The organism is Enterobacter sp. UCD-UG_FMILLET, assembly GCF_000762975.1.
In the GTDB taxonomy this organism is placed as follows: Bacteria; Pseudomonadota; Gammaproteobacteria; order Enterobacterales; family Enterobacteriaceae; genus Enterobacter; species Enterobacter dykesii.
This window is the reverse complement of sequence record NZ_JRJC01000015.1, coordinates 1-26,023: the sequence shown is the minus strand read 5'-3', so window position 1 is coordinate 26,023 and position 26,023 is coordinate 1. Positions and strand designations below refer to the sequence as shown.

Genomic DNA, 26,023 nt, shown 5'->3' with positions numbered 1-26,023 from the left:
GTTAGTTTGCGGCGCGAAGTCTTATATGAAAACGAGGACAACAATGGACGTCAGCCGCAGACAATTTTTTAAAATCTGCGCGGGCGGTATGGCCGGAACAACGGCAGCCATGCTGGGATTTGCTCCCAAAATGGCGCTGGCTCAGGCACGCAACTATAAGCTACTGCGTGCAAAAGAGATCCGTAACACCTGCACATACTGCTCCGTAGGTTGTGGGCTTTTAATGTATAGCCTGGGCGATGGCGCGAAGAACGCCAGAGAAGCGATTTACCATATTGAAGGGGACCCGGATCATCCGGTGAGCCGCGGGGCGCTTTGCCCGAAAGGGGCGGGGCTGCTGGACTATGTTCACAGCGAAAACCGCCTGCGCTACCCGGAATACCGCGCGCCGGGTTCAGATAAATGGCAGCGTATCTCCTGGGACGAGGCCTTCTCCCGTATTGCAAAATTAATGAAAGCCGACCGCGACGCCAACTTTATTGAAAAGAACTCCCAGGGCGTAACGGTCAACCGCTGGCTCTCCACCGGGATGCTGTGCGCGTCCGCGGCAAGTAATGAAACCGGCATGCTGACGCAAAAATTTGTGCGCTCTCTCGGCATGCTGGCGGTAGACAACCAGGCGCGCGTCTGACACGGACCAACGGTAGCAAGTCTTGCTCCAACATTTGGTCGCGGTGCGATGACCAACCACTGGGTTGATATCAAAAACGCTAACGTCGTGGTGGTGATGGGCGGTAACGCCGCGGAGGCCCATCCGGTGGGATTCCGCTGGGCGATGGAAGCGAAAAACAACAACGATGCGACGCTTATCGTCGTCGATCCGCGCTTTACGCGTACGGCATCGGTGGCGGATATCTATGCGCCAATCCGCTCCGGCACGGACATTACGTTCCTGTCCGGCGTGCTGCTGTACCTGATCGAAAACAACAAAATTAACGCGGAATACGTTAAGCACTACACCAACGCAAACCTGCTGGTGCGGGATGATTTTGCCTTCGATGACGGGCTGTTTAGCGGCTTTGACGCCGAAAAACGCCAGTACGATAAAACGTCCTGGAACTATCAGTTCGATGAAAACGGCTATGCGCTGCGTGATGAAACCCTGACGCACCCGCGCTGCGTGTGGAACCTGCTGAAGCAGCACGTCTCCCGCTATACGCCGGACGTGGTTGAAAACATCTGCGGCACGCCGAAAGCGGACTTCCTTAAGGTGTGTGAGGTACTGGCCTCCACCAGCGCCGCCGACAGAACCACCACGTTCCTGTATGCGCTTGGCTGGACGCAGCACACCGTCGGCGCGCAGAACATCCGCACCATGGCGATGATCCAGCTGCTGCTCGGCAACATGGGCATGGCCGGTGGCGGCGTAAACGCGCTGCGCGGTCACTCCAACATTCAGGGGCTTACTGACCTTGGCCTGCTTTCCACCAGCCTGCCGGGCTACCTGACGCTGCCGTCGGAAAAGCAGGCCGATCTGCAAACGTATCTTGAGGCCAATACGCCGAAAGCGACGCTGCCGGATCAGGTGAACTACTGGAGCAACTATCCCAAGTTCTACGTCAGCCTGATGAAATCCTTCTACGGCGATGCGGCACAGAAGGAGAACGACTGGGGCTTTGAGTGGCTGCCGAAGTGGGACCAGGCGTACGACGTCATCAAGTATTTCAACATGATGGATAAGGGCGACGTCACGGGGTATATCTGCCAGGGCTTTAACCCTGTGGCCTCCTTCCCGGACAAAAACAAAGTCGTTCGCAGCCTGAGCAAGCTGAAGTACATGGTGGTTATCGATCCGCTTGTGACCGAAACGTCCACCTTCTGGCAGAACCACGGGGAATCAAACGATGTCGATCCAGCATCGATTCAGACCGAAGTGTTCCGCCTGCCGTCTACCTGCTTTGCGGAAGAGGACGGTTCGATTGCAAACTCCGGCCGCTGGCTGCAGTGGCACTGGAAAGGCCAGGACGCGCCGGGCGAAGCGCGTAACGACGGCGAAATCCTGGCCGGGATTTACCATCGCCTGCGCGAAATGTACCGCACCGAAGGCGGCAAGGGCGCTGAGCCGCTGCTGAAGATGGGCTGGCACTACAAGCAGCCGGATCGTCCTGAGTCAGAGGAAGTCGCGAAGGAGAATAACGGCGTGGCGCTGGCGGATCTCTATGACGCGAGCGGCAACCTGGTGGCGAAGAAAGGCCAGCTGCTGAACAGCTTCGCGCTGCTGCGCGATGACGGTACGACGGCATCGTCCTGCTGGATTTACACCGGCAGCTGGACGGAGCAGGGCAACCAGATGGCCAACCGCGACAACGCCGACCCGTCCGGGCTGGGCAACACGCTGGGCTGGGCATGGGCGTGGCCGCTGAACCGTCGCGTGCTTTACAACCGCGCGTCTGCAGACGTAAACGGCAGGCCGTGGGATCCGAAACGTATGCTGATCCAGTGGAACGGGGCGAAGTGGACGGGGAACGATATCCCTGACTACAGCACCGCCGCGCCGGGCAGCAACACCGGGCCGTTCATCATGCAGCCGGAAGGGCTGGGACGCCTGTTTGCCCTCAACAAGCTGGCGGAAGGGCCTTTCCCGGAACACTACGAGCCGATGGAAACGCCGCTCGGCACCAACCCGCTGCATCCGAACGTGGTCTCCAGCCCGGTGGTGCGTATCTACGAAGACGACGTCCTGCGCTTAGGTAAAAAGGACAAGTTCCCGTACGTAGGGACGACCTACCGTCTGACCGAGCATTTCCACACCTGGACCAAGCACGCGCGGCTTAACGCTATCGCGCAGCCGGAACAGTTTGTGGAGATCAGCGAAACGCTGGCGAAGGCGAAAGGCATCGCCAACGGCGACCGCGTGAAGGTGAGCAGCAAGCGTGGCTTTATTCGTGCGGTGGCTGTGGTCACCCGCCGCCTGCAGTCGCTGAACGTGCACGGCCAGCAGGTGGAAACCGTCGGGATCCCGCTGCACTGGGGCTTTGAGGGCGTGGCGCAGAAAGGCTACATCGCCAACACCCTGACGCCAAACGTCGGCGATTCCAACTCGCAAACGCCGGAGTACAAGGCGTTTCTGGTCAACATCGAGAAAGCGTAAGGAGCGATTCAATGGCGATGGAAACACAAGACGTTATCAAACGCTCCGCGACCAACCCTATAACGCCCGCGCCCCGCGCGCGGGACTACAAGGCAGAGGTCGCTAAGCTTATCGACGTCTCCTCCTGCGTGGGCTGTAAGGCCTGCCAGGTGGCGTGCTCGGAGTGGAACGATATCCGCGACGAGGTGGGGCACTGCGTGGGGGTCTACGATAATCCGGCTGACCTGAGCGCCAAATCCTGGACGGTGATGCGCTTTAGCGAAACCGACCAGAACGGCAGGCTGGAGTGGCTCATCCGCAAAGACGGCTGCATGCACTGTGAAGATCCGGGATGCCTGAAGGCGTGCCCGTCTGCCGGCGCAATTATTCAGTACGCCAACGGTATCGTCGACTTCCAGCAGGACAACTGCATCGGCTGCGGGTACTGTATCGCGGGCTGTCCGTTTAATATCCCCCGCCTCAATAAAGAGGATAACCGGGTATACAAATGCACCCTGTGCGTGGACCGCGTCAGCGTCGGGCAGGAGCCCGCGTGTGTGAAAACCTGTCCGACCGGGGCTATCCACTTCGGCACTAAAAAAGAGATGCTCGACGTGGCGCAACAGCGAGTGGACAAGCTGAAAGCGCGCGGCTACGAGAATGCGGGCATTTATAACCCGCAGGGCGTGGGCGGTACGCACGTGATGTATGTGCTGCACCATAACGACCAGCCGGAGCTATACCACAACCTGCCGAAGGATCCGGCGATCGATACCTCCATCAACCTCTGGAAAGGAGCGCTTAAGCCGCTCTCGGCGGCGGGCTTTATCGCCACCTTTGCCGGGCTGATTTATCACTACATCGGTATCGGGCCAAACAAAGAGGTGGATGAGGACGAGGAGGAGCACCATGAGTAAGTCGAAAACGATCGTGCGCACGAAGTTCGTTGACCGCGCCTGTCACTGGACGGTTGTGATCTGCTTCTTCCTGGTGGCGGTGTCGGGGATTTCGTTCTTCTTCCCGACGCTGCAGTGGCTGACCGAGACCTTCGGTACGCCGCAGATGGGGCGCATTTTGCATCCGTTCTTCGGCGTGCTTATTTTCGTGGTGCTGATGTTTATGTTCGTGCGCTTTGTCCACCACAACATCCCGGACAAGCAGGATATCCCGTGGGTGAAAGGGATCGTCGAAGTCCTGAAGGGCAACGAGCATAAGGTCGCGAAGGTGGGGAAATACAACGCCGGGCAGAAGATGATGTTCTGGACCATCATGAGCATGATTTTTGTGCTGCTGGTGACCGGTGTGATTATCTGGCGTCCGTATTTTGCGCACTACTTTCCGATTCAGGTGATTCGCTACGCGCTGCTGATCCACGCCACGTCTGCCATCATTCTGATCCACGCCATCCTGATCCACATGTATATGGCGTTCTGGGTCAAAGGATCGATCAAAGGGATGATTGAAGGGAATGTGAGCCGCCGCTGGGCGCAGAAACACCACCCGCGCTGGTATCGTGATGTGGAACGACTGGAAGCGAAACGGGAAAGTACGGAAGGATTGAAGTAAACCCTGCGCCGTCGGCTTTGCGCCGGCGGCGCTGCGCTTGTGCAGACAGGGCAAATGCCTGACCGACTGGCGTCATGTGTTAGTCAATAAACGATCAACTGCCGCTATAACGTCATGACGTGCGTTGCGTAGGTTACAAACAAAGTCTTTAGGATTTATTTTGTTATTGTTAAGGTTGGTTATCATTGGCGAATAAATCAGAAATGTTTCAAAATCGATATTTACGCCTGGAGCCAGATGGCTCTGCCATAACGGTAATTTATTATTTCTCGCGAGCGGCACAATGACGCGCGTGGCAAGATCATCATAACAATCATCCTGAATGAGCATATAATAGGGAAGCTTATCCCGGGTGGCCGCAGATGTATTTCGGTAAACATTAAATTGTCTCAGCATTATAGCACCCTGAAAAACTCATCATCGGTAATGGTTCCATGTTTTTCGACAAACTTATTCATTGAGCGAATAAATGAACGATCCGCTTCTGATTGCTGACGCGGGTCAGCGGAGTCTGGTGCGGTGTTGCTCGACGGTTTTGCCGATTTTACGCGTTGGGAGGGGGTGTGCTCTGCTGGGTATGTCATCAGCATCTCCTTTGTTGGTGCGGTCATTATTAACCGAAGCCAACAAAAAACAATACCGTATCCCCTGGTAATCTACATTCTGCGAAGCGTATTCCAGTAATTTCAGAACCGCTCCTCCACATAGCGGAACGGATATTTTGTGGGTTTGACTTTGCCGATTTTGCGTTTCGGTAAATCCACCTTCTCAACGTGTATTTCTTTATAAGGGATCTGCGAAAGCAGATGCGAAATAATGTTCAGGCGCACGCGTTTTTTATCTTCTGAACGTGCCACAAACCACGGCGCCCAGGCGGTGTCGGTAGCTTCAAACATGGCGTCGCGGGCGCGGGTGTACTCGTCCCACAGGTTAAAGGACTTAATATCCATCGGCGATAGCTTCCAGATCTTACGCCCATCGTTAATACGGTCGCGCAGGCGCCGCTCCTGCTCTTTCGGCGTCACCTCCAGCCAGTACTTCAGCAGGATAATTCCGGCATCCACCATCGCTTTTTCCATCACCGGCGCACCATCTAAAAATTTCTCGGCCTGTTCCTCCGTGCAGAACCCCATCACCCGCTCAACGCCCGCGCGGTTATACCAGCTGCGATCGAAGATCACGATTTCACCAGCCGATGGCAGGTGGGGCACATAGCGCTGGAAGTAAAGCTGGCTTTTTTCCTTTTCAGTCGGAGCAGGGAGCGCAACAACGCGAAACACGCGAGGACTGACGCGCTCGGTGATCGCTTTAATGGTGCCGCCTTTGCCAGCCCCGTCGCGTCCTTCAAAAACAATACACACTTTCAGCCCTTTGGCGACGACCCACTGCTGGAGCTTAACCAGTTCAACGTGGAGGCGACGTAGCTCTTGTTCATACTCTTTGGTCTTTAACGGAGCGTTCTTTACGACATCAACAGCGACACTGGTTTTCTTTTTGCTTCCCATGATGGTCATCCTCAGGTTGTCCGATGCGGAAAAAAGCGAGGCCGCACAATGAAGTGTAATCCACCTGAATTAATGGATTAACCTGTCAGCCAGCTGATTTGAACTGGCTCACCATACAAGATTATTCAATAATGTCCGTCGCGTGTGATTAACCCGTGGTTGAAGTATGAAAAAGACAATTTTTTCGTTGGCGCTTGGCACATTTGGCCTCGGAATGGCCGAATTTGGCATTATGGGCGTGTTAACCGAGCTGGCACATGACACCGGTATTTCGATTCCCTCCGCCGGGAATATGATCTCGTTTTATGCGTTCGGCGTAGTGATTGGCGCCCCGGTTGTGGCGCTGTTCTCAGGCAAGTTTTCGTTAAAGACCACGCTGCTGTTTCTGGTGGCGATGTCCGCTGTCGGTAATGCCCTGTTCACGTTTTCCACGTCCTATTTCTGGCTGGCGGTGGGGCGGCTGATTTCCGGCTTTCCGCACGGGGCTATTTTTGGCGTCGGGGCGATTATCCTGTCTAAAATTGCGCCTCCGGGTAAGGTGACGGTCGCGGTGGCTGGGATGATCGCCGGTATGACCGTGGCGAACCTGATGGGCGTTCCGCTGGGGACCTGGCTCGGGCACCAGTTCAGCTGGCGTTATACCTTTTTTCTGATTGCCGTGTTCGATGCGCTGGTGATCCTCTCGGTTCTGCTCTGGGTGCCGGACATCCGCGACACATCAGAAATCAAATTGACCGAGCAGTTCCACTTTCTGAAAAAACCAGAACCCTGGCTGATTTTTGCCGCCACCATGTTTGGCAACGCCGGGGTGTTCGCGTGGTTCAGCTTCGTTAAGCCGTTTATGGTCACCGTCTCCGGTTATTCAGAAGGGATGATGACGGCCATCATGATGCTGATGGGGCTTGGCATGGTGTTGGGCAATCTGCTGAGCGGTAAGCTCTCGGGGCGTTTTAGCCCGCTGCGCATTGCGGCCACCACCGACATGGTGATTGTCGCCTCGCTGCTGCTGCTTTTCGCCTTTGGTGAACTGAAAACGGCCTCGCTGGTCATGGGCTTTATCTGCTGTGCCGGGCTGTTCGCGCTCTCTGCGCCGCTACAAATTTTGCTGCTGCAAAATGCGAAGGGCGGTGAAATGCTGGGGGCGGCAGGGGGGCAGATGGCGTTTAATCTCGGCAGTGCGATCGGGGCGTACTTTGGTGGGATGATGATTACCTTCGGCTTTAGCTGGCGCTACGTCACGCTGCCTGCAGCGATACTCTCGTTCTCGGCCATGAGTGCACTGCTGATCTATGGTTACCTGCGGGCCAGACGGGCTCAGGCTAACGCTCGCGCGCTAGCCTGACAGGCTTCAGTCAAGCCAGGGCTCACCCAGCGTAAGCATCAGGCGGTTGGCCCAGGCGAAGAATGCGGTGGACTGCACCAGATCAAGCTGGGCTAAGGTATCCAGCCCCTCTTTTTCCAGCGCGGCAAGGTGCAGCGGCGTGGCGGCGGGTGGCGTGACCGACAGCGCCGCCGCAAAATCGATTTCCGCCTGCCAGCGTGCAGATTGCCCCTCGCTGAGAGATTGCCCAGGACGCACCGCCAGCAGGGCCTCTACCGCCGCGTCATTCTTTGACAGCTGGCTGGCTTTGCGCGCATGGACAGATGCGCAGTAAATGCAGCCGTTGATTTTACTGGCGACCGTTGCGGCCAGCTCGCGCTCGGCGCGCGGCAATCCCCCCGATGTATAAAAAATTCCTTTATCCGTTAACGTGCGCTGTTCAAGCACCGGCAGGTTGCGCGCCAGCAGGCGGAAGTAGTCGGAATCGGTATGGCCAAATTTCGCCAGGATGGCAACCTCATCGTCACGGAAATCCGCCAGCGGTTTGGCCGCTATCCACGGCTCCCATCCCAGCTCCTGCCGGGTGAACGCGACGGGGGCCGCCTTTCCGGTGACCGTTGTTGCGGTCGTGTGCCAGATGCCCGCCGCCACCGGCGCATCGCTTCTGGCGACGGGCCTGTCGTTCAGCAGCCGCAGCCCGGTGATGAGTCGGCTCTGGAAGCTCACAAACGCAATAAGCTGCGCCAGGGTAACAATGCCTTCCTTGCTCCATCCCGCCTGGGCCAGCGCCCTTAACGCTGCGGGCGTCGCTTCGACGGGGGAGAACGTCAGCAGGCGCGCGAAGTTCAGCGCCGGGGTCAGGCGTTCTGAGGTCGGGTCGGCCAGGCCAAATCCCGCATAGTGCGCGGCCAGCGCCTCCGCGCTGTGCCACCTGGCGACTTTTGCCGCCACGGCGAAGCGCTCGTCGAGTGCAAAATCAGCATCCTGCTGGCTAAAGAGAATTTCGTAGCTGCCCTGCGCGTGGCGCGTGGCGGCATCACGCGTGGCGCGCGCCTCTGCCAGAGGGGAACCGGGTTTAATTTCCGCCAGCTCGGCGAGAATGTCCTGACTTAACGACATAGGTGTCTCCTCAAAGGATGTGTGGGGCAATACGTTCGGCGATCAGTTCGATGGACCGCAGCGTGTCGCGATGCGTGGGTTCGACCGAATGGACCTGGAATGAGATATCCGTGGCGCGCCTGAGAATGGAATCAGCATTCAGCGAATGCAGCACCGTATCGGGCGAACCAATATGCGCATCAAACTGACGGCGATAATCGGTGACGCTGTCACCTTTTACAGTGTGACCGCCAGCGCGATGCTGCTGTGCCTGTTTCGTGAGCCCCGGTGTCGCGACCCTGAGCGCATAGTCGTCGCTGTCGGCAACGAACGCCGTACGGGAGGCCAGAATGCGCGGTGCGATGCCCGCAGGCAGCGCCTCAAGGTAGGCATCCACAATCGGGTTCTGGATCTCGTCGAGCGTGAGATCCGGCCGATCTGCCGGGCGCGGCTGCGTGCGCGAGAGCATTAACCCGTGTCCGGCCCGCGCGGCGCGAACGGCTCCGTCCACGGAGAAGGTGGCAATCCAGATACGGTCGGCAAGCTGCGGCGCAGGCGGGTAAAGGTGGTTATCCGGATGGGTGAGCGAATCCCCGCGCCAGGCGCTCTGGATCACATGCAGATGGTCAGCAAAGGCCGCGCCGCGCTCCTCAAAGGTCAGGCCGAACGGCAGAAATGAGGTTGGTGTGCCGCCCGAACCAAAACCGACCTCAAGACGACCATCGGCGAGTAAATCGAGCACGGCGGCATCTTCCGCGACGCGCAGCGGGTTTTCCATCGGCAGGGTAATGATGGCCGTGCCCAGCCGGATGGTTTCGGTATGCGCGGCTACGTGCGCCAGAAACAGCAGCGGCGACGGCAGGCCGCCTTCACTTTCGTGGAAGTGGTGCTGGGCAATCCAGGCGCTGTCAAAACCGTGGCGTTCGGCGTGGCGGATCTGTTCCGTTGCCAGACGATAGCGCTCCTTCGGCGAAGCGTCGTCAAGCAGGCGGGTGAAAAATCCCAGGCGTTTTCGCGTCATGCGAACTCCTCCGTAGCGGGTGAAAAATGGGGAATGGCGTCAATCAGCTCGCGGGTATAGTCGTTCTGCGGCGACGCGAATAAGGTTCCGACGTCGCCCTGTTCGACCACCTGACCGCTGCGCAGCACCGTGACGCTGTGGGCGATCCGGCGAACCGTGGAGAGATCGTGCGTGATAAAGAGGTAGGTCAATCCCAGCTGCTGCTGCAGCTGCTGAAGCAGCGCCAGGATCTGCGCCTGCACGGTGACGTCCAGCGCGGAGGTGGCTTCGTCCAGCACCAGAATGGTCGGCTCCAGGATCAGCGCCCGGGCGATGGCAACGCGCTGGCGCTGTCCGCCTGAAAGCTCCCGGGCGGTGCGGGTCAGGAATTCGACGGGCAGGGCAACCCGCTGCGCCACCGTCTCCACCCGGAGTTTTCGCTGCGCCTTACCGAGGCGAGAAAAGTTCTTCAGGGGCTCTTCGATGATCTCGAAGAGCGTCTGACGCGGGTCGAGAGAGGCAAACGGGTTCTGGTAGACAAACTGGATCTTCTGGCGCAGCTGACGGCGGGCCTCGCGGCTGAGCGTGGTGGCATCAATATCATCAATAATGACCTGTCCGCTGTCGGCCTGTTCAAAACCCAGCAAAATACGGGCGAGGGTGGTTTTCCCGGAGCCGGATTCACCGACCAGCGCATGCGTGCTGCCGCGCCTGACGTCAAACGTTACCCGATCCAGCGCCTGAAGCTGATGACCTTTGCCCAGGGAGAACTGCTTGCTGATGGCGCGGGCGCGAATGGCCGGGGACGCGAGCGGCCGACCGGCCACCGGGGCGATGGTCAGGCGCTGGCCCTGGAGATCGCTCAACAGCTGGCGGGTGTAGGCGTGCTGCGGCGTGCGGACGATATCGGCGGTGTTGCCCTGTTCCTGAACCTCGCCATCGCGAAACACCAGCAGCCTGTCCGCGCGCTGTGCGGCCAGCGCCAGATCGTGGGTGACAAACAGAACGGCGGTACCCGATTCCCGGCGCAGGATATCCAGCAGATCGAGAATGCGTTTTTGCACCGTCACGTCCAGCGCGCTGGTGGGCTCATCGGCAACGATCACGTCCGGACGCAGCGCTATCGCGATGGCAATCAGCACGCGCTGTTTCATCCCGCCGGAGAGCTGATGGGGATACTGCGTCATGCGCTGTTCGGGGTGGCTCAGGCCGACCTTTGTCAGCAGGGCGAGCACCTGCTCGTCGCGCTCGGCGCGGGTCACTTTGTTGTGGAGCTGAATGATTTCTCCGACCTGCGCACCGATGGTTTTCACCGGGTTGAGCGAATTACCCGGATCCTGCGGCACCAGGCTAATTCGCGCTCCGCGAAGGGTATCGAGACGCTTAGCGGACCATCCGCTAATCTCTTCGCCGTTGAGCGATATTTTTCCCGCATCGCGCCGGGCGTTATCGGCCAGCAGGCCAATGATCGCCTGCGCCGTGGTCGTTTTGCCGGATCCGGATTCGCCGACAAACGCCAGCATTTCCCCTCGTTCAAGCGTGAAGCTGACGTTATGCACCACCTCTCGCCACTGGCGAGCGGTACGGTAGCTAATCGTCAAATTTTCCACTGAGAGCACGGTCATTAGCGACCTCCGCTGAACTGTTGGCTGATACGGTTGGTGGCCAGCACCACGGCGATGACGACCACGCCGGGGAAGGTGGTGAGCCACCATGCGGTAGAGAGATAGTTACGGCCTTCGGCAATCAGTAAGCCCCATTCCGGCACCGGCGGCGGGGTGCCGTAGCCGAGAAAGCTCAGCGTGGAGAGCGCCAGGATGGCCTGACCAAACTGCAGCGTGGCAAAGGCCAGGACGGCGTTTAATGCGTTGGGCAGGATGTGTCGCCACAGCACGGCGAAAAACGTCCCGCCGCTGCCAAACGCCGCTTCGACATAATCCGTATGGCGGATACGCACGACTTCACCGCGCGCGAGGCGGGCGAAGCTGGCAATGGAGGCAACGCCGACGGCAATCGCGGCGTTAACGGTGCCAAACCCGAGCAGAATAATCACCGTCAGCGAGAGCAGCAGAGACGGGATGGAGAGCAACACGTCGACGAAGCGCATCAGCAGAGACTCGACGCGTCCGGCGAACGCCCCGGCAATTACCCCTAAGCCGGTGCCGACCACCAGGCCCATCGTCACGGCGGCCAGCGCCGCGCTCAGGGAGTGGGAGGCGCCATAAACGATACGCGTGTAAACATCGCGGCCAAGCTGATCGGTTCCGAGCCAGTGACCCGCCTGCGGCGCCAGGCGCTGTGCCCCGGCGATGCCCTCAATCGGGCTGTAGTGGGTTAACAGGCCGGGCGCTACGGCGGCAAAAGCGGCGAGAATAATCACCGCCCATGCCAGCCACAGCCCCGGCTGCCATTCCACTCCCTGCCAGGCAGGAACGCGTTTTCGCGCGGCGGCCGCGTAATCGACCAGACTCATGATGCACCTCCGGTAACGGTTTGCAGACGGGGATCCAGCAGCGGCATCAGCAGATCCACCAGCAGATTGATCAGGACAAAACCGAGGGCAGAAATCATCACGACCGCCTGAAGCACGGCGATGTCCTGATTATTCACCGCCTGCTGGGTCAGCTGCCCGAGCCCGCTGCGGCCAAAAACGGTTTCGGTGATCAGCGCCCCGGCAATCAGCTCGCCCAGCAGCAGTCCGGCAATGTTCAGGACCGGCAGCAGGGCGTTGCCGGTCACGTGACGCCACAGGACGGCGGTTTCACTCAGCCCTTTGGCGCGGGCGACGGCGACAAACGGCTGCGTCGCCACCTGGTCCAGGCTGCGCATCAGGATTTGCGCCAGCGGGGCGGAGATCGGGATCGCTACGGTCACGATCGGCAGGATCAGCCCCTGCAGCGGCGTCGGGTTAATCACCGGGATCAGCCGCAGCTGAAAAGAAAAGAGCTGGATGAGGGCAATCCCCAGCCAGAACGTGGGTAAGGAGATAAACAGGACCGGAAGAGACTGAAGGGTATTGCTCAGCCAGCGCAGCCCCGGCAGACGCGACGCAAAGGCCAGCGCAAACGCCAGCAGGACCGCCAGTACAAACGCGGGCAGGGCAAGACTCAGGGTATCCGGCAGATTGCTGGCAATCAGCTCGCTGACCGACACCCCGGCCTGTAGCGAATAGCCGAAATCGCCGCGCAGCATCGCCAGCAGCGTGTGGCCGTATTGCTGCCACAGCGGGATGTCCGCGCCGTAGGCCACGCGCATCTCCTCGATTTGCGCCGGGCTTAAGCCCAGGTCCGGGTTTTGAAATTTAATCAGCACCGCGTCGCCCGGCAGCACCTGGAGCAACACGAACGAGAGGGTAAAGGCGGCCCACAGTACCAGCAGCCCGTGCCCAAAGCGTTGAAGAAGTGCGTGGCGCATCGTCAGCTCCTCAGTGTTTCTCAATCCACGCGCCGTAGAACGACGGGCGGCCAACCGCTTCAAAATTGACGCCTTTCAGCCACGGCGCACCGGCAAAGACCTGCGGCTCCTCGAAAATCGGAATGACGTAGGCGTTATCCAGCAGGTAGCGCTGGGCGTCTCCCGTCAGCTGCAGGCGTTTTTGCGGATCGACCTCAGCCGAAATGTTCACCAGCAGCGCATTCAGCCTGTCGTCACGGAAGTTTTTGACCTTGTCGCTGGATCCGCCTTTTTGCAGCAGCGCGTCGCGGTTAGCCGGGTAGAACATGCTTTTCACCACGTCCGGATCGGCGCGGCCCACTTCGGAAACGGTTAACGGGGTTTTCAGCGGGTCAAGGTTATCAAGCGTGCGGCTGCCTGCGTCACCGGCTTTGACGTTCAGCGCCACGCCCACCTGTCGCCACTGCTGGGCAACCAGCTGCAGCACCTCTTTGTTTTGCGGCTGCGGCAGAGATTCGTATACCGTCAGCGCCAGCCGCTGGCCGTCTTTGGCGCGGATCCCGTCGCTGCCTGCTTTCCAGCCCGCGTCGTCCAGCAGCTGGTTGGCTTTTGCCGGGTCAAAGGTCAATTTGTCGCTGAGATCGACAAAGCCTGCGGCGGAACCGGCAATCACGGACTTCGCCTGCGGATAGTTGGCCGAGAAGAGGGTCTCGACCACCTGTTTTGCATTGGTGGCATGCAGCAGCGCCTGGCGAACGCGAATATCGGAGACCAGCGGGTTATCCGGGCGGAAGCTGATGCTGTCGTTCACCCCGCGCGTCGGGGCGGCGTAGATCTTATAGCCCTGGTCTGTCGCCTGCTTTTCGTCATACGCCTGCACCTGGCGAATAAAGTCGGCCTGACCGGCCAGCAGGGCGCCGACGCGCACGCTGTCTTCCTGGGTCACGATAAACTTGATGCCATCGAGATTGGCGGGCCCCTGTTGCGTCAGGTTTTTCGGTCCCCACTGGTAGTCTTTGCGGGCTTCGAGCGTCACTTCACGACCCAGCTTCTCGTCCTTCACCACAAACGGGCCGGAACCGATGATGTGGCGGGCATCTCCCAGCTCTTCGAAGTTGCGCTTCAGCGTGCTGAGCGAGACCAGACCCGAGCCAATGGTGGCGGTGCCCTGCAGGAACCCCGGCGACGGTTTTTTGAAGTAGAACTTCACGGTCAGCGGGTCGATGACTTCGCTGCGATCGTAGTTATTGATCACTTCTGACACTGGCAGGCGCTGCGCCTTATTGCCTAAACCGTAGGTATCAAAATTTTTCGCCACGGCGTTGGCGTCCAGCGGCGTGCCGTCGGAGAAGGTGATGCCGGGACGAAGCTTAAAGGTATATTCGGTTTTATCGGCGTTGGTGGTCCAGCTTTCTGCCACCCAGGGTTCCACCTGCAGCGTTTTCGGGTTCTGCCACGTCAGCTTGTCGGTGATTTGATTCAGAATGCCGCCGTTCGGGTAAAAGCCACCGGCAGGCGGATAGAGATTGGTGTGCGCCTGTTGCTCCAGATAAATCAGCGTGCCGCCTTTGACGGGCGCATCTGCTGCCCAGGCTGCGGTTGTCGCCAGGATCAGCGCCGTCAGCAGCGGCAGACGAAATGGGGTTTGCATGGTGAATTCCTTTGTTATCTTCTTGTTAGCGTCGGATTCATCATCGGGCGCGGAGGAAAACAAGGGAACAAAGGAATTAAGATAAGGATTGCCAGAAAATGGCTATAAAAAAACCGCTCCTGTCAGGAGCGGTAATTGAACGGTGGGTGATTATGAACGCAGGTCAATCACCATACGGCCGCGGATCTGGCCCTGTTCCATCTCTTTAAAGATGGCGTTGATGTCCTCGATTGGACGCATCGTGACTTTCGGCACGACCTTACCTTCGGCGGCAAACTGGAACGCTTCCTGCAGATCCTGACGGGTGCCGACCAGGGAACCTACCACCTGAATGCCGTCCAGTACCAGACGCGGAATGTCGAGGCTCATCGCTTCCGGCGGCAGGCCAACTGCGACCACGCGGCCACCGGCACGCACGGCGTCAACGGCTGAGTTAAAGGCCGCTTTTGCGACGGCAGTAACGACTGCGGCGTGCGCGCCGCCGGTTTTCTCCTGCACAATTTTTGCGGCGTCTTCGCTGCGGGAGTTGATGGTTAAATCCGCACCCATGCTGGCCGCCAGCTTCAGCTGTTCGTCGTTAACGTCGAGAGCGATGACTTTGGCGTTAAAGACGTTTTTGGCGTACTGCAGCGCAAGGTTGCCCAGACCGCCCAGACCATAGATTGCGATCCACTGGCCCGGTTTAATACCGGAAATTTTTACCGCTTTGTAGGTCGTGACCCCGGCGCAGGTGATGCTGCTGGCCGCAGCGGATTCAAGACCGTCCGGCACTTTTACGGCGTAGTCAGCGGTGACGATGCACTCTTCCGCCATACCGCCGTCAACGGAGTAACCGGCATTTTTCACATCGCGGCAGAGGGTTTCGTTGCCGGTATTACAGTATTCACAGTGGCCGCAGCCTTCAAAAAACCAGGCCACGCTTGCGCGGTCGCCGACTTTCAGCGATTTCACGCCGGGGCCAACTTCTTTTACGATACCAATCCCTTCGTGGCCCAGGATAACCCCGGTTTTATCGCCAAAATCACCGTTCTTCACGTGGAGATCGGTATGGCATACGCCACAGCACTCCATCTTCAGCAGGGCTTCCCCGTGCTTTAGCGGGCGTAAGGTTTTTTCGGTGACATTAACCTGATGATCCTGAGTGACAACAGCAGCCTTCATGTGTATCTCCTTGTTCATGATGAGTATCTGCATAGCAGGTGTAATACTCCTCAAGGATTAGTGCTTTGGGACTGTAATGCAAGGCAACGGCAACATAATGTCATCATTTAATCCGATTTCAGAATAAGAATACGGCGTTCCTCTAATAATTTAGGGGGAAAAAACTGGCCCGCCGAGAGAGACCCGGCGGGCGCAGACTTACAGCAGTGCTTCTATTTCCTCAATCTCTTTACGCCATTGCGCCTGCAGCTGCGGCTTTTGATGCTTCGGCTTACGCGCCAGATCGTCTTCCAGTAGCGTTTCCAGCGCGACCAGCCGTTCGAGCAGATCGTCATACGGCGAGGATGGAACCGTCGCCGCGTCGATGACGGGTGCGGCGGGTGTCGTCAGCCCCGCGCTTTCACGCAGGCGTTCAAACACCGCCTCAGCATCGTGCCACTCGCTCAGCTTTCCCTCTTCAATCAGCCAGAAACGGTTGCAGCTTTGGCTAATTAACTGGCGATCGTGGCTGACCAGCAGGACGCCGCCTTCAAACTGCTGAAGGGTTTGCGCCAGCGTCTCTTTGCCTTCCATGTCGAGGTGGTTGGTCGGCTCATCCAGCATCAGCAGGCTGTAGCGAGCAAGCGTCAGGCCAACGAACAGCAGGCGCGAGCGTTCGCCACCGCTGAGCGTGCTGACCGTTTGCCCGTGACGCGACCACGGGAAACCCGCGCTTATCAGCGCCATTTTGCGGTTCTGCGGATCCGGTGCGAAAGGCTCCAGCGCGTCGAGCAGCGTGGCGTTGTCAGCAAGCTGGTGAAGCGTCTGGTCGTAATAGCCTGGCGACACGCGCGGATGGATTTTCAACCCGCTGTCTGCGGACTCATCGGCAAACTGTTGCCAGATAAGCCTCATCAGCGACGATTTTCCGCAGCCGTTACGACCGACAATCGCCACGCGATCGCCGCTTTTCAGCCGCGCCATTTCGATGCTGAACAACGCCGGCAGGCCAGGTGCAGGAGGCACGTCGAGGTTCTCCATTTCCAGCAAACGGTCGGCCCGCAGCGCGTCGCCGCGCAGGGTTAACGTCCACTGGCTGCCCGCCGTGAGCGCCGTCTGGCTCTCCTTCAGCCGTTCGACCTGTTTTTCCATCTGTTTGGCTTTGCGGGCCAGGTCTTCGTTGTCGTAAACCTTGCCCCAGGTCGCCAGCCGCTTCGCGCTGGCGGTCACGCGGTCGATCTCCTTTTGCTCCGCCTTGTGGCGCTGCGCGTCGCTTTCATCCTTTGCTTCAAGCGCCTTGCGGGCTGCCGTGCAGGGAAGGGCGAAGTAGTGCAGCGTTTTATCGCGCAGGATCCAGCTGCCGTTGGTGACGGCATCCAGCAGCTGTCTGTCATGCGAGACCAGCACAAAGCTGCCCGACCAGTTCTGCAGAAAGTGTTCCAGCCAGAGCATGGTCGGCAAATCAAGGTGGTTGCTGGGTTCATCGAGCAGGAGCAGGTCCGGCTCGTGAATCAACGCCCGCGCCAGCAGCAGGCGGGTGTGCTGCCCGCCGCTCAGCGTGGCGGATTGCAGCGCCATATCCTGCGGCGTGAAGCCCATGCTCGCCAGCAGCGATTCGGCTTTCCAGCGCAGGCTATCGCGCTCAGCCAGAGGCAGCTGTGCGAGTACGGCATCCAGCATGGTCAGCGGGAAAATGGCGTCCGGAAGATGTTGCTCCACGCGCGCCATCAGGCAGTGCCCGGCCTGCGCTACCGTTCCGGCGGCGGGGGAGCCAGTACCGTCCAGCACCTTGAGCAGCGTGCTTTTACCGCAGCCGTTGTCGCCCAGCAGGCCAATGCGGTCGCCTTTTTTCAGCGTAAAGGAGAGTGAGTCGAAGAGCGTGCCAAACGCCGTATCAACGCGTAAAGATTGTGCAGTGAGTAAAGTGCTCATTGTTGCTTACCCAAGAGTTACAGGCATGTTTATGCCTCGTCAAACATCGCTGACGATAACTCAGTAAGCCCGAGAGAAGGGATTTCAGGGGTTGGTGTCTTCGCTCAAGCAGAAGTTATCGCAGCACGATACCGATAACGCTTGAGCTGGTGCGATCACCAAATGTATGTGAAACATTGAAAATTTCACGATACAGCATAATTGGCCTCCTTATATATTCAGTAGGTTGATGGATGAAGGGAGTGTAGCGGGGGAAAAGGGGTTTGGCTAGTGGGGGTACAAATGTAATTCCCTCTCCCAAAGGGAGAGGGAACGGTCGGAAGGCAGAATTAAATCGAGGTACGGCGATAGCTGCGGTATTCAGGTTTCCAGAAGTTGTCGTCGATGGCCTGCTGCAGCGCGTCGGCAGAGGTTTTCACCGCCACGCCCTGCTGCTGCGCCATTTTACCTACCGCAAACGCGATAGCGCGCGACACCTTGTGAATGTCTTTCAGCTCCGGCAGCACCAGCCCTTCACCGTTGTTGACCAGCGGCGAGTAGCCCGCAAGGGTTTCGCTCGCCGACATCAGCATCTCATCGGTAATGCGGGACGCGCCGGAAGCGATCACGCCCAGCCCAATGCCCGGGAAGATGTAAGAGTTGTTGCACTGGGCAATCGGATAGGTTTTATCCTTCCACACCACCGGGTCGAACGGGCTGCCGGTCGCGACCAGCGCGTTACCTTCGGTCCAGGCGATGATGTCCTGCGGCGTCGCTTCCACGCGGGAGGTCGGGTTAGAAAGCGGCATCACGATAGGGCGCTCGCAGTGCTTGTGCATCTCGCGAATGATCTCTTCGGTGAAGAGGCCGGTTTGCCCGGAAACGCCGATCAGAATATCCGGCTTCACGTTGCGCACCACGTCCAGCAGGGACAGGACTTCGTTGTCGGTATCCCAGTTTTTCAGGTTCTCGCGCTTCTGCACCAGCTTGTTCTGGAACGGCAGCAGGTTCGGCATAGCGTCGGTCAGCAGGCCGAAACGGTCAACCATAAAGACGCGGGAGCGGGCCAGCTCTTCGCTTAAGCCTTCGCGCTGCGTCTGGGCGATGATCTGCTCGGCGATACCACAGCCCGCAGAGCCTGCGCCCAGGAAGACGATTTTCTGGTAGCTCAGCTGGCTGCCGGCTGCGCGGCTGGCGGCGATAAGCGTACCCACGGTCACGGCCGCGGTGCCCTGGATGTCGTCGTTAAAGGAGCAGATCTCATCGCGATAGCGGTTCAGCAGCGGCATCGCGTTTTTCTGCGCGAAGTCTTCAAACTGCAGCAGAACGTCCGGCCAGCGGTGCTTCACGGCCTGGATGAAATCGTCGACAAACTGGTAGTACTCGTCGTCGGTGATGCGCGGATGGCGCCAGCCCATATAGAGCGGATCGTTGAGCAACTGCTGGTTGTTGGTGCCGACGTCCAGCACTACCGGCAGGGTATACGCCGGGCTGATGCCGCCGCAGGCGGTGTAGAGTGAGAGCTTACCGATGGGGATCCCCATCCCGCCAATGCCCTGGTCGCCTAGGCCGAGAATACGTTCGCCGTCGGTTACCACAATCACTTTGATATTGTGGTTCGGCACGTTCTGCAGAATATCGTCCATGTTGTGACGGTTCTGATAGGAGATGAATACCCCGCGTGAACGACGGTAGATCTCTGAGAAACGCTCGCAGGCCGCACCCACCGTTGGGGTGTAGATCACCGGCATCATCTCTTCGAGATGGTTCTGCACCAGGCGATAGAAGAGGGTTTCATTGGTGTCCTGAATGTTGCGCAGGTAGATGTGCTTGTCGATTTCAGTTTTGAAACCCTGATACTGGATCCACGCGCGCTCCGCCTGTTCTTCAATAGTTTCAACCACTTCGGGCAGTAAACCCAGCAGGTTAAAGCTGCTGCGCTCTTCCATGCTGAAGGCGCTGCCTTTGTTGAGCAGGGGGAATTCGAGTAAAACCGGTCCGGCGTATGGGATGTATAAGGAACGATGTTTTTTCAGTTTGTTGTCCATGTCACTCACTCTTTTTATGAAGATCCGTCCCTGACACTGCTGTTTGTCATCTTTCTGGCCTGTGCGATGGGGTGCGGTCCGACGGTATTATAAAGGAGCTAAATATTAATTACCGCAACACATAAACAAAAACACCACCGGGATTACCGATGGTGTTCTGGATCTCAGTCTGGAACTTACTTGCCCGCGTGGCGTTTTCTGCCCGTGGCGTGAGTGACCTGCGTTTCGTGGTCGCCTTCAATCACCACTTTACGCTGATTGGAAAGCTTGTAGTTCAGTCCCAGAATATGGCGTGCCTGACGGTTCGATTTCATGTTAACTCCTCAATCCTGTTGATAGTTTTAAGGACCAGTTTGCTCACGCAAACGAAATGTAACCCCTTAGGTTGCAGATCCAGCTTAGCAGGTTTTTACAAGGGTGCGTTTTGCCCGCTGACGACGTAGTTAATGGTCTGCTGGTAGATGTCACTGAGGATGTCATTATCCGTGGATTCCACCCATTTGGTCAGTTCCATCAAAATGTCATCTTCAGTCACAGCACCGTGCTCGGCGTGAAGACCCTGCGCAATCGCGTTAACGAGTTCAGGTTGTGCTGCTGCAGTATTAGCCGGGTAATAAGTAAACATGCTGCCTCCGTGTCGTTGTCTGTTTAATGGTACGGCTCGCAAAAAATTTAATTCATAAACAGAATGGCAAATATTTTCCCGGTTGTGGTTCAGATTCATCTTAGAAATAAAAATGACATAAGTGCATGCTTTTATGCGCTTTTAAAAGGTGTGGCTATATCGACGGGTAACGGCGGGGATATTTTGGCGGGGCTCCTGCTATCGCGGAAATATAGCAGGAGCCGTTTTTAAATTACCACTTCATTTCGCCGGTATTCACTTTGGCGCTTAATTCCAGCGAGCTCTCATCAGCCAGGCCTGGATACTGTTTTTTCAGGGTGCTGATGACGCCTGCGGAATCTTTATGCGCGGCTAAAGCCTTTTCAAAGCGCTGCAGATAGTCGCGGGTAAAATCAATCGCGCCAGTGCCCGGTGGTGGAGTGCCCAGGTAGTGGCCCGGTATCACGCGTTCAGGTTTGTGCGCGGCCATATTCTCCAGCGTTTCCTGCCACTGCTTGCGGCTTTCCGGCGTCTGGGTGTCTGCCGTCCAGACGTGAATACCCCAGGCTACCCCGGTGCCGCCGAGGATCGTTTTTGCCGACGGGATCCACACATACGCCGCATAGCTGTCTGGCTGTTCGATGTCGATCTTTTCCCCGTCAACCATGAACGTGGTGGAGGCAAGCACCTGCGGGACGACCAGCTCCGTTGGCGCGCCGTCCTTCATCTGCGGCCCCCAGAAGGCGAGCTTGGCGTCTTTGGTGGCTTTAATATGGTCAACCACATGCTGCGTGGCCACCACTTTGGCATTCGGGAAGGCTTTGACCAGCGGCTGCAGGCCAAAATAGAAATCCGGATCGCCGGAGGTGATCACAATCTTATTCAGGGTTTTACCGCTGCGGCGGATTTTTTCTACCAGCGCTTCGCCATCCTTCACGCTGAACTGCGCGTCAAACAGCACCGCCTCTTTCGGGCCGGAAACCAGCGTGGAGGAGACCGGGAAAATGCCTTTTTCCTGCGGGTTCCAGGTATCAATGGTTAACGGCGCGGCAAACGCGACCGGCGTGAAAAGGGTGGAAAGCAGGGCAAGGTGAGTGAATTTCATGCTGTTGTCTCTGTTGTTCAGGAATGTCTCTATTGTACGGATATTCGCATTTGCCAGAATTCCTGAAACAAGACATGCTTAGTTTCATAAATCGAGCAAATGGAGCTTATATGGATCGCGTTATCGCCGCTCAGGTCTACAACCGGATATGCGAGCTGGGCAGTTTGAGCGCGGCGGCCCGCGCGTTGGGCATTTCCCGACCGATGGTGAGCCGCTACCTTGAACAAATGGAGAAGTGGGCGGGAACGCGGCTGGTAAACCGCTCCACGCGCAAGCTGACGCTGACCGCGGCAGGGGAAAAGGTGCTGCAAAAAACCCGGACGCTCTCGCAGATTTCGCAGGAAATCGAGGGCCAGTCGGAGAAGGATCTGCCGTCCGGCACGCTGCGGGTGGCCTGCGCCCATTTTACCGCCATGCACCTGATTGCGCCGGTCCTGCCTGAGCTGCTCTCGCGCTACCCGCAGCTGCGCATCGAGCTGGACGTGAACAACCACCCGGTGAGCCTGGTGGGAGAGCGCATTGATGTCGCCGTGCGCATTACCGACAACCCCGAACCCGGCATGATTGCCCGCCGGCTGGGGGAATGTCGCTCGGTGCTCTGCGCCTCGCCGGCGTATCTGGCACAGCACGGTACCCCCGTCAGCCCCGAAGAGTTAGCGCAGCACAACTGCCTGCACTACAGCTTTTTTGCCGGGCAGTCCTGGCACTTCCTGACGCCGGAAGGGGAAAGCCTGAGCGTGGCCGTCAGCGGCAACCTGAGCGCCAGCATCTCTTCGCTGCTGATGGACGCGGCGATCAAGCACTGCGGTATCGCCATGCTGCCGGAGCGCGAAGCGTCTGCCGCGCTGGAACAGGGATTGCTGGTGCCGGTACTGGAGGCGCTTGAGCCGAAAGCGCTTGCCATCCATGGCATTTATCAGTCCCGGGAATACCAGCCTGCCGCGCTGCGCGTGTTCCTTGACGAACTGTCGCGCTACCTGGCATAAGAAGGGATTACTTCGCCTTTAGCCAGGGAGACGTCGTGCTCCAGAAAATAATATCGGCACCGAGATAACTTTCGCCGAAGCGGACAAATTCCGCTTTGGTGAACGGTTTTCCGGTCTGAGGATCCTTATAGGTCAGGGTCGGCTCCTGAACCGCCATGGCGATGAGCGGCAGCGTCTGTTTATTTTTATGGAAGAAGGGATAGGCATTCTTCATGTGCGCCTTGCGGTTGGGAACAATGTCCGGCCCGCCCAGGCCGATATTGTTAGCGCTGGCGTACGCAAACAGACGCCCCATGTAGTTGTGGTCGTTATCCCATTCGCACGGCCAGAAGTTCACGTACTGCACCACGTGTGATTTCTGAAAAGCCTTTCGCGCAAAGGCCAGGTTTTCCATTTCACCCGCGAAATAGCTGTCGCAGGTAAATCCGGCGGGCGGATTTTTTTCGTCGAGATCGATGGCGGTTTCGGGCAGGTTTACCCCATACACCTCGCCGTCAAAGCGTTTCGCGAGGGCGGCCAGCAGCGCCTGGTAGCGCTGGCGCACGGCGGGATCCCACTGACGCGCCACCCATCCTGACCCGACCGGCTTACCTTCGCCGGGGTTATCGAACTGCGGCGCAATCCCGCCACCGTACTGCGTGTCGCGCATCAGATAGTCCGGAACGTAGCGGGCGTCCGGCTCAAAGAAACGATCCTGGATTTGAATAAAGAGCTTTTTTCCGGCGGCCTTAACGCGCGCCAGATCCTGTTCAATCCGCGAAAAGTCATAGCTGTCCTTCTCGGGTTCCAGCAGGCGCCAGTTGTAAACGATCTGCACGCCGCCGATATCGCTTCGCGCAACGAGCGGAAACGCCGCGTCGAGATCGCCCGAGCTGGTATAGATAAAGTTCTCTGGCGTTTTCGCCAGTGAAGAGAGCGACAGAGCCAGCGTGGTGACGGCAACGGCCATCCTGATTTTTAGCGCCATATCATTATCCTTTTTGTCGGTACAGCAGGTGAAAGTCCCGGAATTGTCTGTGTTCCAGGGTGGGGCAGATGCGTAGTCTATACTTAACCCTTTGTAAGCCAAAAGGAGAGCAAGAATGACTATTCATAAGCACGGTTCGGCACACTGGTCTGGCGACATTAAGCGCGGAAAAGGAACGGTTTCCACCGAGAGCGGCGTTCTCAATCAGCAGCCTTATGGTTTCAATACCCGCTTTGAGGGCGAAAAGGGGACCAACCCCGAAGAGCTGATCGGCGCAGCACACGCGGCATGTTTCTCGATGGCGCTGTCGCTGATGCTCGGGGAAGCGGGCTATACCGCCGATTCCATTGATACCACCGCGGACGTCTCTCTGGATAAAACCGACGGCGGCTTTGCCATCACTAAGGTTGCCCTGAATAGCAAGGTGACCGTTCCAGGCATTGCCCCGCAGCAGTTCGACGGCATTATTCAGAAAGCAAAAGCGGGCTGTCCGGTCTCGCAGCTCCTGAAAGCCGAGATTACCCTGGACTATAAGCTCAATTAAGCCAAAGCCGGGTTTGCGCCCGGCTATCCCTTCAGCGCGGCGGGGAACACCTCCGCCAGCCAGGCGATAAATACCTTCAGGCGGTGCGTCAAATGCCGGTTTTGCGGGTAAACCACATGAAACGGATACGCGGCAGGGCGCCAGTCGCCCAGGATAGCCGCCAGCGTTCCCGCCTGCAGATACGACTTTGCCGAATACTCAAAGGTTTGAACGATCCCCAGCCCCGCCGCGGCAGCCGCCAGATGGGCATTACTTTCATTGACGCCGAGATAGTGCGGAATGTTGATTTCCAGCGCCTCGCCGTTCTGCCGGAAGCGAAACGGAAACGGCCGTCCGGTGACGGGCGAGAGATAGCTAATCAGCTTGTGGCCGTTGCGCAGCTCCTGCGGATAGGCCGGAACGCCATGATTTCTCAGGTAACCCGGCGTCGCGCAGGTGACCATTTCGGCGTTACCGAGATGACGGGCGATGAGGGTTGAATCGTCCAGCGGACCGCCGCGGATCACGCAGTCTACGTTACCGCTGATGAGATCGACCGGCCGGTCGGCCACGCCAAGATCGATGCGGATCTCCGGATAGCGCTGCATAAAATCCGGCAGCAGGGGAATGAGCACGTCCCGGGCGGTGGATCCGCCCACGTCAACCCGCAAATGCCCTTTTGGCGTCGCGCGGGAAACGCGAAACGAGGTGTCGATATCTTCGATATCAATCAGCACCCTGAGCGCTTTTTCATAGTATCCCATCCCTTCAGGCGTTGCGACCACCCGGCGAGTGGTGCGGTGCAGAAGGCGTATCTCCAGGTGCGCCTCAAGCGATTTAACCAGCTTGCTCAGCGTGGCGATCGGCATATTCAGCGAGTCCGCCGCGCGGGTAAAGCTGCCGGACTCTACGACCCGCGTAAAGGCGCGCATCGCCATGAGCTGGTCCATGATGACCTCTGATTATTTCTGTATGTGAATAGTCATTTTCATTTTTGCCTGTTTTTCACTAATGCCGCAAGGGCTAAAGTTTGTTCAACGCAAACCCAACAAAAGGTAAATGACATGAACACGACTCTCTCAGGAAAAATCGCACTGGTCACCGGCGGCAGCACCGGTATCGGTCTTGCCACGGCGCAGGAGCTGGCGGCACAGGGCGCGAAGGTGTATATCACCGGTCGTCGTCAGGCCGAACTTGACGCGGCGGTCGCAGAAATTGCTTCAACGGCAGTGGGCATTCGCGCGGACGTCTCTAAGCTTGCCGATCTGGATGAGGTTTATGCCCGGATAGCCAAAGAAGAAGGCCGCCTCGATATTCTGTTCGCCAATGCCGGTGGCGGCGATATGCTGCCGCTGGGCGCGATCACCGAAGAACAGTTTGACAGGATTTTTGGCACCAACGTTCGCGGAGTGCTGTTTACGGTGCAGAAGGCGCTGCCGCTGCTCTCCGCCGGATCGTCGATTATTCTGACCGGCTCGACGGTGTCCATTAAGGGGACGGCCAACTTCAGCGTCTACAGCGCCAGCAAGGCCGCCGTGCGCAACTTTGCCCGCTCCTGGGCGCTGGATTTGCAGGGCCGCGGGATCCGCGTCAACGTGGTGAGCCCGGGCCCGATCAAAACGCCAGGACTTGGCGATCTGGTGCCGGAAGAACATCGTCAGGGGCTGTACGACGCGCTGGCCGCGCAGGTACCGCTGGGGCGCTTAGGCGCGCCGGGCGAGGTGGGGAAAGCGGTGGCGTTTCTGGCCTCCGACGCGGCCAGCTTTATTAACGCCACCGAGCTGTTTGTGGACGGCGGAATGGCGCAAATCTAACCCAGACTGCGCCAGCAGCGCACGTTACGGCCCTCGCGAGAGGGCTGTAACGGCTGGGGACGCTCACACCCCTGCGCTGCCATCGGACAACGGTCGCGGAAAAAACAGCCCTCGGGCAGGTGACGGTTGCCGGGAAGCTCCGTTTTGCGCAAGGCCAGATTTTCATCCAGCGGTTCACCGGTGCGGGGAACCGAGTCGAGCAGCAGGCGGGTGTAAGGATGCTGCGGCTCGCCAAGCACCTGCGCGGCGCTGCCCAGCTCCACAATCTGCCCGAGGTACATCACCGCCACGCGGTCGCTCATGTGCCTGACCACCGAGACG

The 26,023-nt window shown here is 58.3% G+C and carries 25 protein-coding genes; 7 read left to right on the top strand and 18 right to left on the bottom strand.

All coding sequences use genetic code 11. The features are described from left to right. Positions 1-43 precede the first annotated feature (43 nt). The 3 genes from fdnG to fdnI are packed head-to-tail and all read left to right on the top strand — an operon-like array spanning position 44 to position 4,636. A complete protein-coding gene (fdnG, locus tag LA04_RS07205; protein ID WP_152594359.1) occupies positions 44-3,091 on the top strand; it encodes a formate dehydrogenase-N subunit alpha in 3,048 nt (1,015 codons plus the stop codon). Between the two features lie 11 nt (positions 3,092-3,102). Continuing rightward, positions 3,103-3,987: a formate dehydrogenase subunit beta gene (gene fdxH / locus LA04_RS07200; protein WP_045888248.1), complete on the top strand. Its 885-nt coding sequence runs from the start codon at positions 3,103-3,105 to the stop codon at positions 3,985-3,987. Further along, positions 3,980-4,636 (top strand): formate dehydrogenase-N subunit gamma, encoded by a 657-nt coding sequence (gene fdnI / locus LA04_RS07195; RefSeq protein WP_047650996.1) that lies wholly within the window; start codon positions 3,980-3,982, stop codon positions 4,634-4,636. The genes fdxH and fdnI overlap by 8 nt, the downstream gene beginning before the upstream one ends. Positions 4,637-4,708: 72 nt before the next feature. Here the strand turns inward: fdnI and LA04_RS07190 are convergent, their stop codons facing one another. The 3 genes from LA04_RS07190 to ppk2 form a co-directional block, all read right to left on the bottom strand. After that, the gene (locus tag LA04_RS07190; protein ID WP_047650995.1) at positions 4,709-5,032 is read right to left on the bottom strand and encodes a CcdB family protein; all 324 of its coding nucleotides are present in this window, start codon (positions 5,030-5,032) and stop codon (positions 4,709-4,711) included. Further along, on the bottom strand, positions 5,032-5,220 hold the full coding sequence (locus tag LA04_RS07185) for a hypothetical protein (RefSeq protein ID WP_047650994.1): 189 nt from the start codon (positions 5,218-5,220) through the stop codon (positions 5,032-5,034). The genes LA04_RS07190 and LA04_RS07185 overlap by 1 nt, the downstream gene beginning before the upstream one ends. 102 nt (positions 5,221-5,322) lie before the next feature. Then, positions 5,323-6,141, bottom strand: coding sequence for a polyphosphate kinase 2 (gene ppk2 / locus LA04_RS07180; RefSeq protein WP_047650993.1), 819 nt, complete (start codon positions 6,139-6,141; stop codon positions 5,323-5,325). Positions 6,142-6,307: 166 nt separating this feature from the next. On the opposite strand from ppk2, the gene araJ reads away from it, so the two are divergent. Further along, entirely contained in the window at positions 6,308-7,483 is a 1,176-nt protein-coding gene (gene araJ, locus LA04_RS07175; RefSeq protein WP_047650992.1) for an MFS transporter AraJ, read from the top strand. Between the two features lie 6 nt (positions 7,484-7,489). Here araJ and LA04_RS07170 read toward each other — a convergent pair whose 3' ends face one another. The 12 genes from LA04_RS07170 to LA04_RS07115 form a co-directional block, all read right to left on the bottom strand. Further along, complete coding sequence (locus LA04_RS07170; protein WP_047650991.1) at positions 7,490-8,581, bottom strand: alkylhydroperoxidase domain protein; 1,092 nt, start codon at positions 8,579-8,581, stop codon at positions 7,490-7,492. A gap of 10 nt (positions 8,582-8,591) precedes the next feature. Then, positions 8,592-9,581 (bottom strand): putative FMN-dependent luciferase-like monooxygenase, encoded by a 990-nt coding sequence (locus LA04_RS07165; RefSeq protein WP_047650990.1) that lies wholly within the window; start codon positions 9,579-9,581, stop codon positions 8,592-8,594. Next, positions 9,578-11,185, bottom strand: coding sequence for a dipeptide ABC transporter ATP-binding protein (locus LA04_RS07160; protein WP_047650988.1), 1,608 nt, complete (start codon positions 11,183-11,185; stop codon positions 9,578-9,580). Before LA04_RS07160 ends, LA04_RS07165 begins: the two co-directional genes overlap by 4 nt. After that, positions 11,185-12,033 (bottom strand): ABC transporter permease, encoded by an 849-nt coding sequence (locus LA04_RS07155; protein WP_047650986.1) that lies wholly within the window; start codon positions 12,031-12,033, stop codon positions 11,185-11,187. The genes LA04_RS07160 and LA04_RS07155 overlap by 1 nt, the downstream gene beginning before the upstream one ends. After that, positions 12,030-12,974: an ABC transporter permease gene (locus tag LA04_RS07150; protein ID WP_047650985.1), complete on the bottom strand. Its 945-nt coding sequence runs from the start codon at positions 12,972-12,974 to the stop codon at positions 12,030-12,032. Before LA04_RS07150 ends, LA04_RS07155 begins: the two co-directional genes overlap by 4 nt. A gap of 10 nt (positions 12,975-12,984) precedes the next feature. Beyond that, entirely contained in the window at positions 12,985-14,604 is a 1,620-nt protein-coding gene (locus tag LA04_RS07145; RefSeq protein WP_047650984.1) for a TIGR04028 family ABC transporter substrate-binding protein, read from the bottom strand. A gap of 150 nt (positions 14,605-14,754) precedes the next feature. Beyond that, positions 14,755-15,765, bottom strand: coding sequence for an alcohol dehydrogenase AdhP (gene adhP / locus LA04_RS07140; protein WP_047348428.1), 1,011 nt, complete (start codon positions 15,763-15,765; stop codon positions 14,755-14,757). Between the two features lie 198 nt (positions 15,766-15,963). Continuing rightward, complete coding sequence (locus LA04_RS07135) at positions 15,964-17,676, bottom strand: ABC-F family ATP-binding cassette domain-containing protein (protein WP_047650983.1); 1,713 nt, start codon at positions 17,674-17,676, stop codon at positions 15,964-15,966. 329 nt (positions 17,677-18,005) lie between these two features. After that, positions 18,006-19,703 (bottom strand): NAD-dependent malic enzyme, encoded by a 1,698-nt coding sequence (locus LA04_RS07130; RefSeq protein ID WP_023311897.1) that lies wholly within the window; start codon positions 19,701-19,703, stop codon positions 18,006-18,008. A 176-nt stretch (positions 19,704-19,879) separates the two neighbouring features. Continuing rightward, positions 19,880-20,017 carry a stationary-phase-induced ribosome-associated protein gene (gene sra, locus LA04_RS07125; protein WP_008501714.1) on the bottom strand — a complete coding sequence of 46 codons (138 nt, stop codon included), beginning with the start codon at positions 20,015-20,017 and terminating at the stop codon, positions 19,880-19,882. Positions 20,018-20,112: 95 nt separating this feature from the next. After that, a complete protein-coding gene (gene bdm, locus LA04_RS07120; RefSeq protein ID WP_013096534.1) occupies positions 20,113-20,328 on the bottom strand; it encodes a biofilm-dependent modulation protein in 216 nt (71 codons plus the stop codon). Positions 20,329-20,560: 232 nt separating this feature from the next. Continuing rightward, complete coding sequence (locus LA04_RS07115; RefSeq protein WP_047650982.1) at positions 20,561-21,412, bottom strand: Vmh family MBL fold metallo-hydrolase; 852 nt, start codon at positions 21,410-21,412, stop codon at positions 20,561-20,563. 110 nt (positions 21,413-21,522) lie between these two features. On the opposite strand from LA04_RS07115, the gene LA04_RS07110 reads away from it, so the two are divergent. Next, positions 21,523-22,398 (top strand): LysR family transcriptional regulator, encoded by an 876-nt coding sequence (locus LA04_RS07110; protein ID WP_047650981.1) that lies wholly within the window; start codon positions 21,523-21,525, stop codon positions 22,396-22,398. A gap of 7 nt (positions 22,399-22,405) precedes the next feature. Here the strand turns inward: LA04_RS07110 and LA04_RS07105 are convergent, their stop codons facing one another. Then, positions 22,406-23,365: a hypothetical protein gene (locus tag LA04_RS07105; RefSeq protein WP_047650980.1), complete on the bottom strand. Its 960-nt coding sequence runs from the start codon at positions 23,363-23,365 to the stop codon at positions 22,406-22,408. A gap of 115 nt (positions 23,366-23,480) precedes the next feature. On the opposite strand from LA04_RS07105, the gene LA04_RS07100 reads away from it, so the two are divergent. Then, positions 23,481-23,909, top strand: coding sequence for an OsmC family protein (locus LA04_RS07100; RefSeq protein ID WP_045326427.1), 429 nt, complete (start codon positions 23,481-23,483; stop codon positions 23,907-23,909). Between the two features lie 23 nt (positions 23,910-23,932). Here LA04_RS07100 and LA04_RS07095 read toward each other — a convergent pair whose 3' ends face one another. Then, entirely contained in the window at positions 23,933-24,838 is a 906-nt protein-coding gene (locus tag LA04_RS07095; protein WP_047650976.1) for a LysR family transcriptional regulator, read from the bottom strand. A 114-nt stretch (positions 24,839-24,952) separates the two neighbouring features. Between LA04_RS07095 and LA04_RS07090 the strand changes: the two genes are divergently transcribed. Further along, the gene (locus LA04_RS07090) at positions 24,953-25,702 is read left to right on the top strand and encodes an SDR family NAD(P)-dependent oxidoreductase (RefSeq protein WP_008501706.1); all 750 of its coding nucleotides are present in this window, start codon (positions 24,953-24,955) and stop codon (positions 25,700-25,702) included. On the opposite strand, the gene LA04_RS07085 is transcribed toward LA04_RS07090, so the two are convergent. After that, on the bottom strand, positions 25,699-26,023 hold a 325-nt coding region (locus LA04_RS07085; RefSeq protein WP_047650975.1), incomplete at its 5' end, for an oligopeptide/dipeptide ABC transporter ATP-binding protein. The genes LA04_RS07090 and LA04_RS07085 overlap by 4 nt on opposite strands.

What these genes read in the sequence shown, in the direction of transcription:
- fdxH (WP_045888248.1), top strand. Translation starts at nt 3,103, where the DNA reads ATGGCGATGGAAACACAAGACGTTATCAAACGCTCCGCGACCAACCCT.
- fdnI (WP_047650996.1), top strand. Translation starts at nt 3,980, where the DNA reads ATGAGTAAGTCGAAAACGATCGTGCGCACGAAGTTCGTTGACCGCGCC.
- LA04_RS07190 (WP_047650995.1), bottom strand. Translation starts at nt 5,032, where the DNA reads ATGCTGAGACAATTTAATGTTTACCGAAATACATCTGCGGCCACCCGG.
- LA04_RS07185 (WP_047650994.1), bottom strand. Translation starts at nt 5,220, where the DNA reads ATGACATACCCAGCAGAGCACACCCCCTCCCAACGCGTAAAATCGGCA.
- ppk2 (WP_047650993.1), bottom strand. Translation starts at nt 6,141, where the DNA reads ATGGGAAGCAAAAAGAAAACCAGTGTCGCTGTTGATGTCGTAAAGAAC.
- araJ (WP_047650992.1), top strand. Translation starts at nt 6,308, where the DNA reads ATGAAAAAGACAATTTTTTCGTTGGCGCTTGGCACATTTGGCCTCGGA.
- LA04_RS07170 (WP_047650991.1), bottom strand. Translation starts at nt 8,581, where the DNA reads ATGTCGTTAAGTCAGGACATTCTCGCCGAGCTGGCGGAAATTAAACCC.
- LA04_RS07165 (WP_047650990.1), bottom strand. Translation starts at nt 9,581, where the DNA reads ATGACGCGAAAACGCCTGGGATTTTTCACCCGCCTGCTTGACGACGCT.
- LA04_RS07160 (WP_047650988.1), bottom strand. Translation starts at nt 11,185, where the DNA reads ATGACCGTGCTCTCAGTGGAAAATTTGACGATTAGCTACCGTACCGCT.
- LA04_RS07155 (WP_047650986.1), bottom strand. Translation starts at nt 12,033, where the DNA reads ATGAGTCTGGTCGATTACGCGGCCGCCGCGCGAAAACGCGTTCCTGCC.
- LA04_RS07150 (WP_047650985.1), bottom strand. Translation starts at nt 12,974, where the DNA reads ATGCGCCACGCACTTCTTCAACGCTTTGGGCACGGGCTGCTGGTACTG.
- LA04_RS07145 (WP_047650984.1), bottom strand. Translation starts at nt 14,604, where the DNA reads ATGCAAACCCCATTTCGTCTGCCGCTGCTGACGGCGCTGATCCTGGCG.
- adhP (WP_047348428.1), bottom strand. Translation starts at nt 15,765, where the DNA reads ATGAAGGCTGCTGTTGTCACTCAGGATCATCAGGTTAATGTCACCGAA.
- LA04_RS07135 (WP_047650983.1), bottom strand. Translation starts at nt 17,676, where the DNA reads ATGAGCACTTTACTCACTGCACAATCTTTACGCGTTGATACGGCGTTT.
- LA04_RS07130 (WP_023311897.1), bottom strand. Translation starts at nt 19,703, where the DNA reads ATGGACAACAAACTGAAAAAACATCGTTCCTTATACATCCCATACGCC.
- sra (WP_008501714.1), bottom strand. Translation starts at nt 20,017, where the DNA reads ATGAAATCGAACCGTCAGGCACGCCATATTCTGGGACTGAACTACAAG.
- bdm (WP_013096534.1), bottom strand. Translation starts at nt 20,328, where the DNA reads ATGTTTACTTATTACCCGGCTAATACTGCAGCAGCACAACCTGAACTC.
- LA04_RS07115 (WP_047650982.1), bottom strand. Translation starts at nt 21,412, where the DNA reads ATGAAATTCACTCACCTTGCCCTGCTTTCCACCCTTTTCACGCCGGTC.
- LA04_RS07110 (WP_047650981.1), top strand. Translation starts at nt 21,523, where the DNA reads ATGGATCGCGTTATCGCCGCTCAGGTCTACAACCGGATATGCGAGCTG.
- LA04_RS07105 (WP_047650980.1), bottom strand. Translation starts at nt 23,365, where the DNA reads ATGGCGCTAAAAATCAGGATGGCCGTTGCCGTCACCACGCTGGCTCTG.
- LA04_RS07100 (WP_045326427.1), top strand. Translation starts at nt 23,481, where the DNA reads ATGACTATTCATAAGCACGGTTCGGCACACTGGTCTGGCGACATTAAG.
- LA04_RS07095 (WP_047650976.1), bottom strand. Translation starts at nt 24,838, where the DNA reads ATGGACCAGCTCATGGCGATGCGCGCCTTTACGCGGGTCGTAGAGTCC.
- LA04_RS07090 (WP_008501706.1), top strand. Translation starts at nt 24,953, where the DNA reads ATGAACACGACTCTCTCAGGAAAAATCGCACTGGTCACCGGCGGCAGC.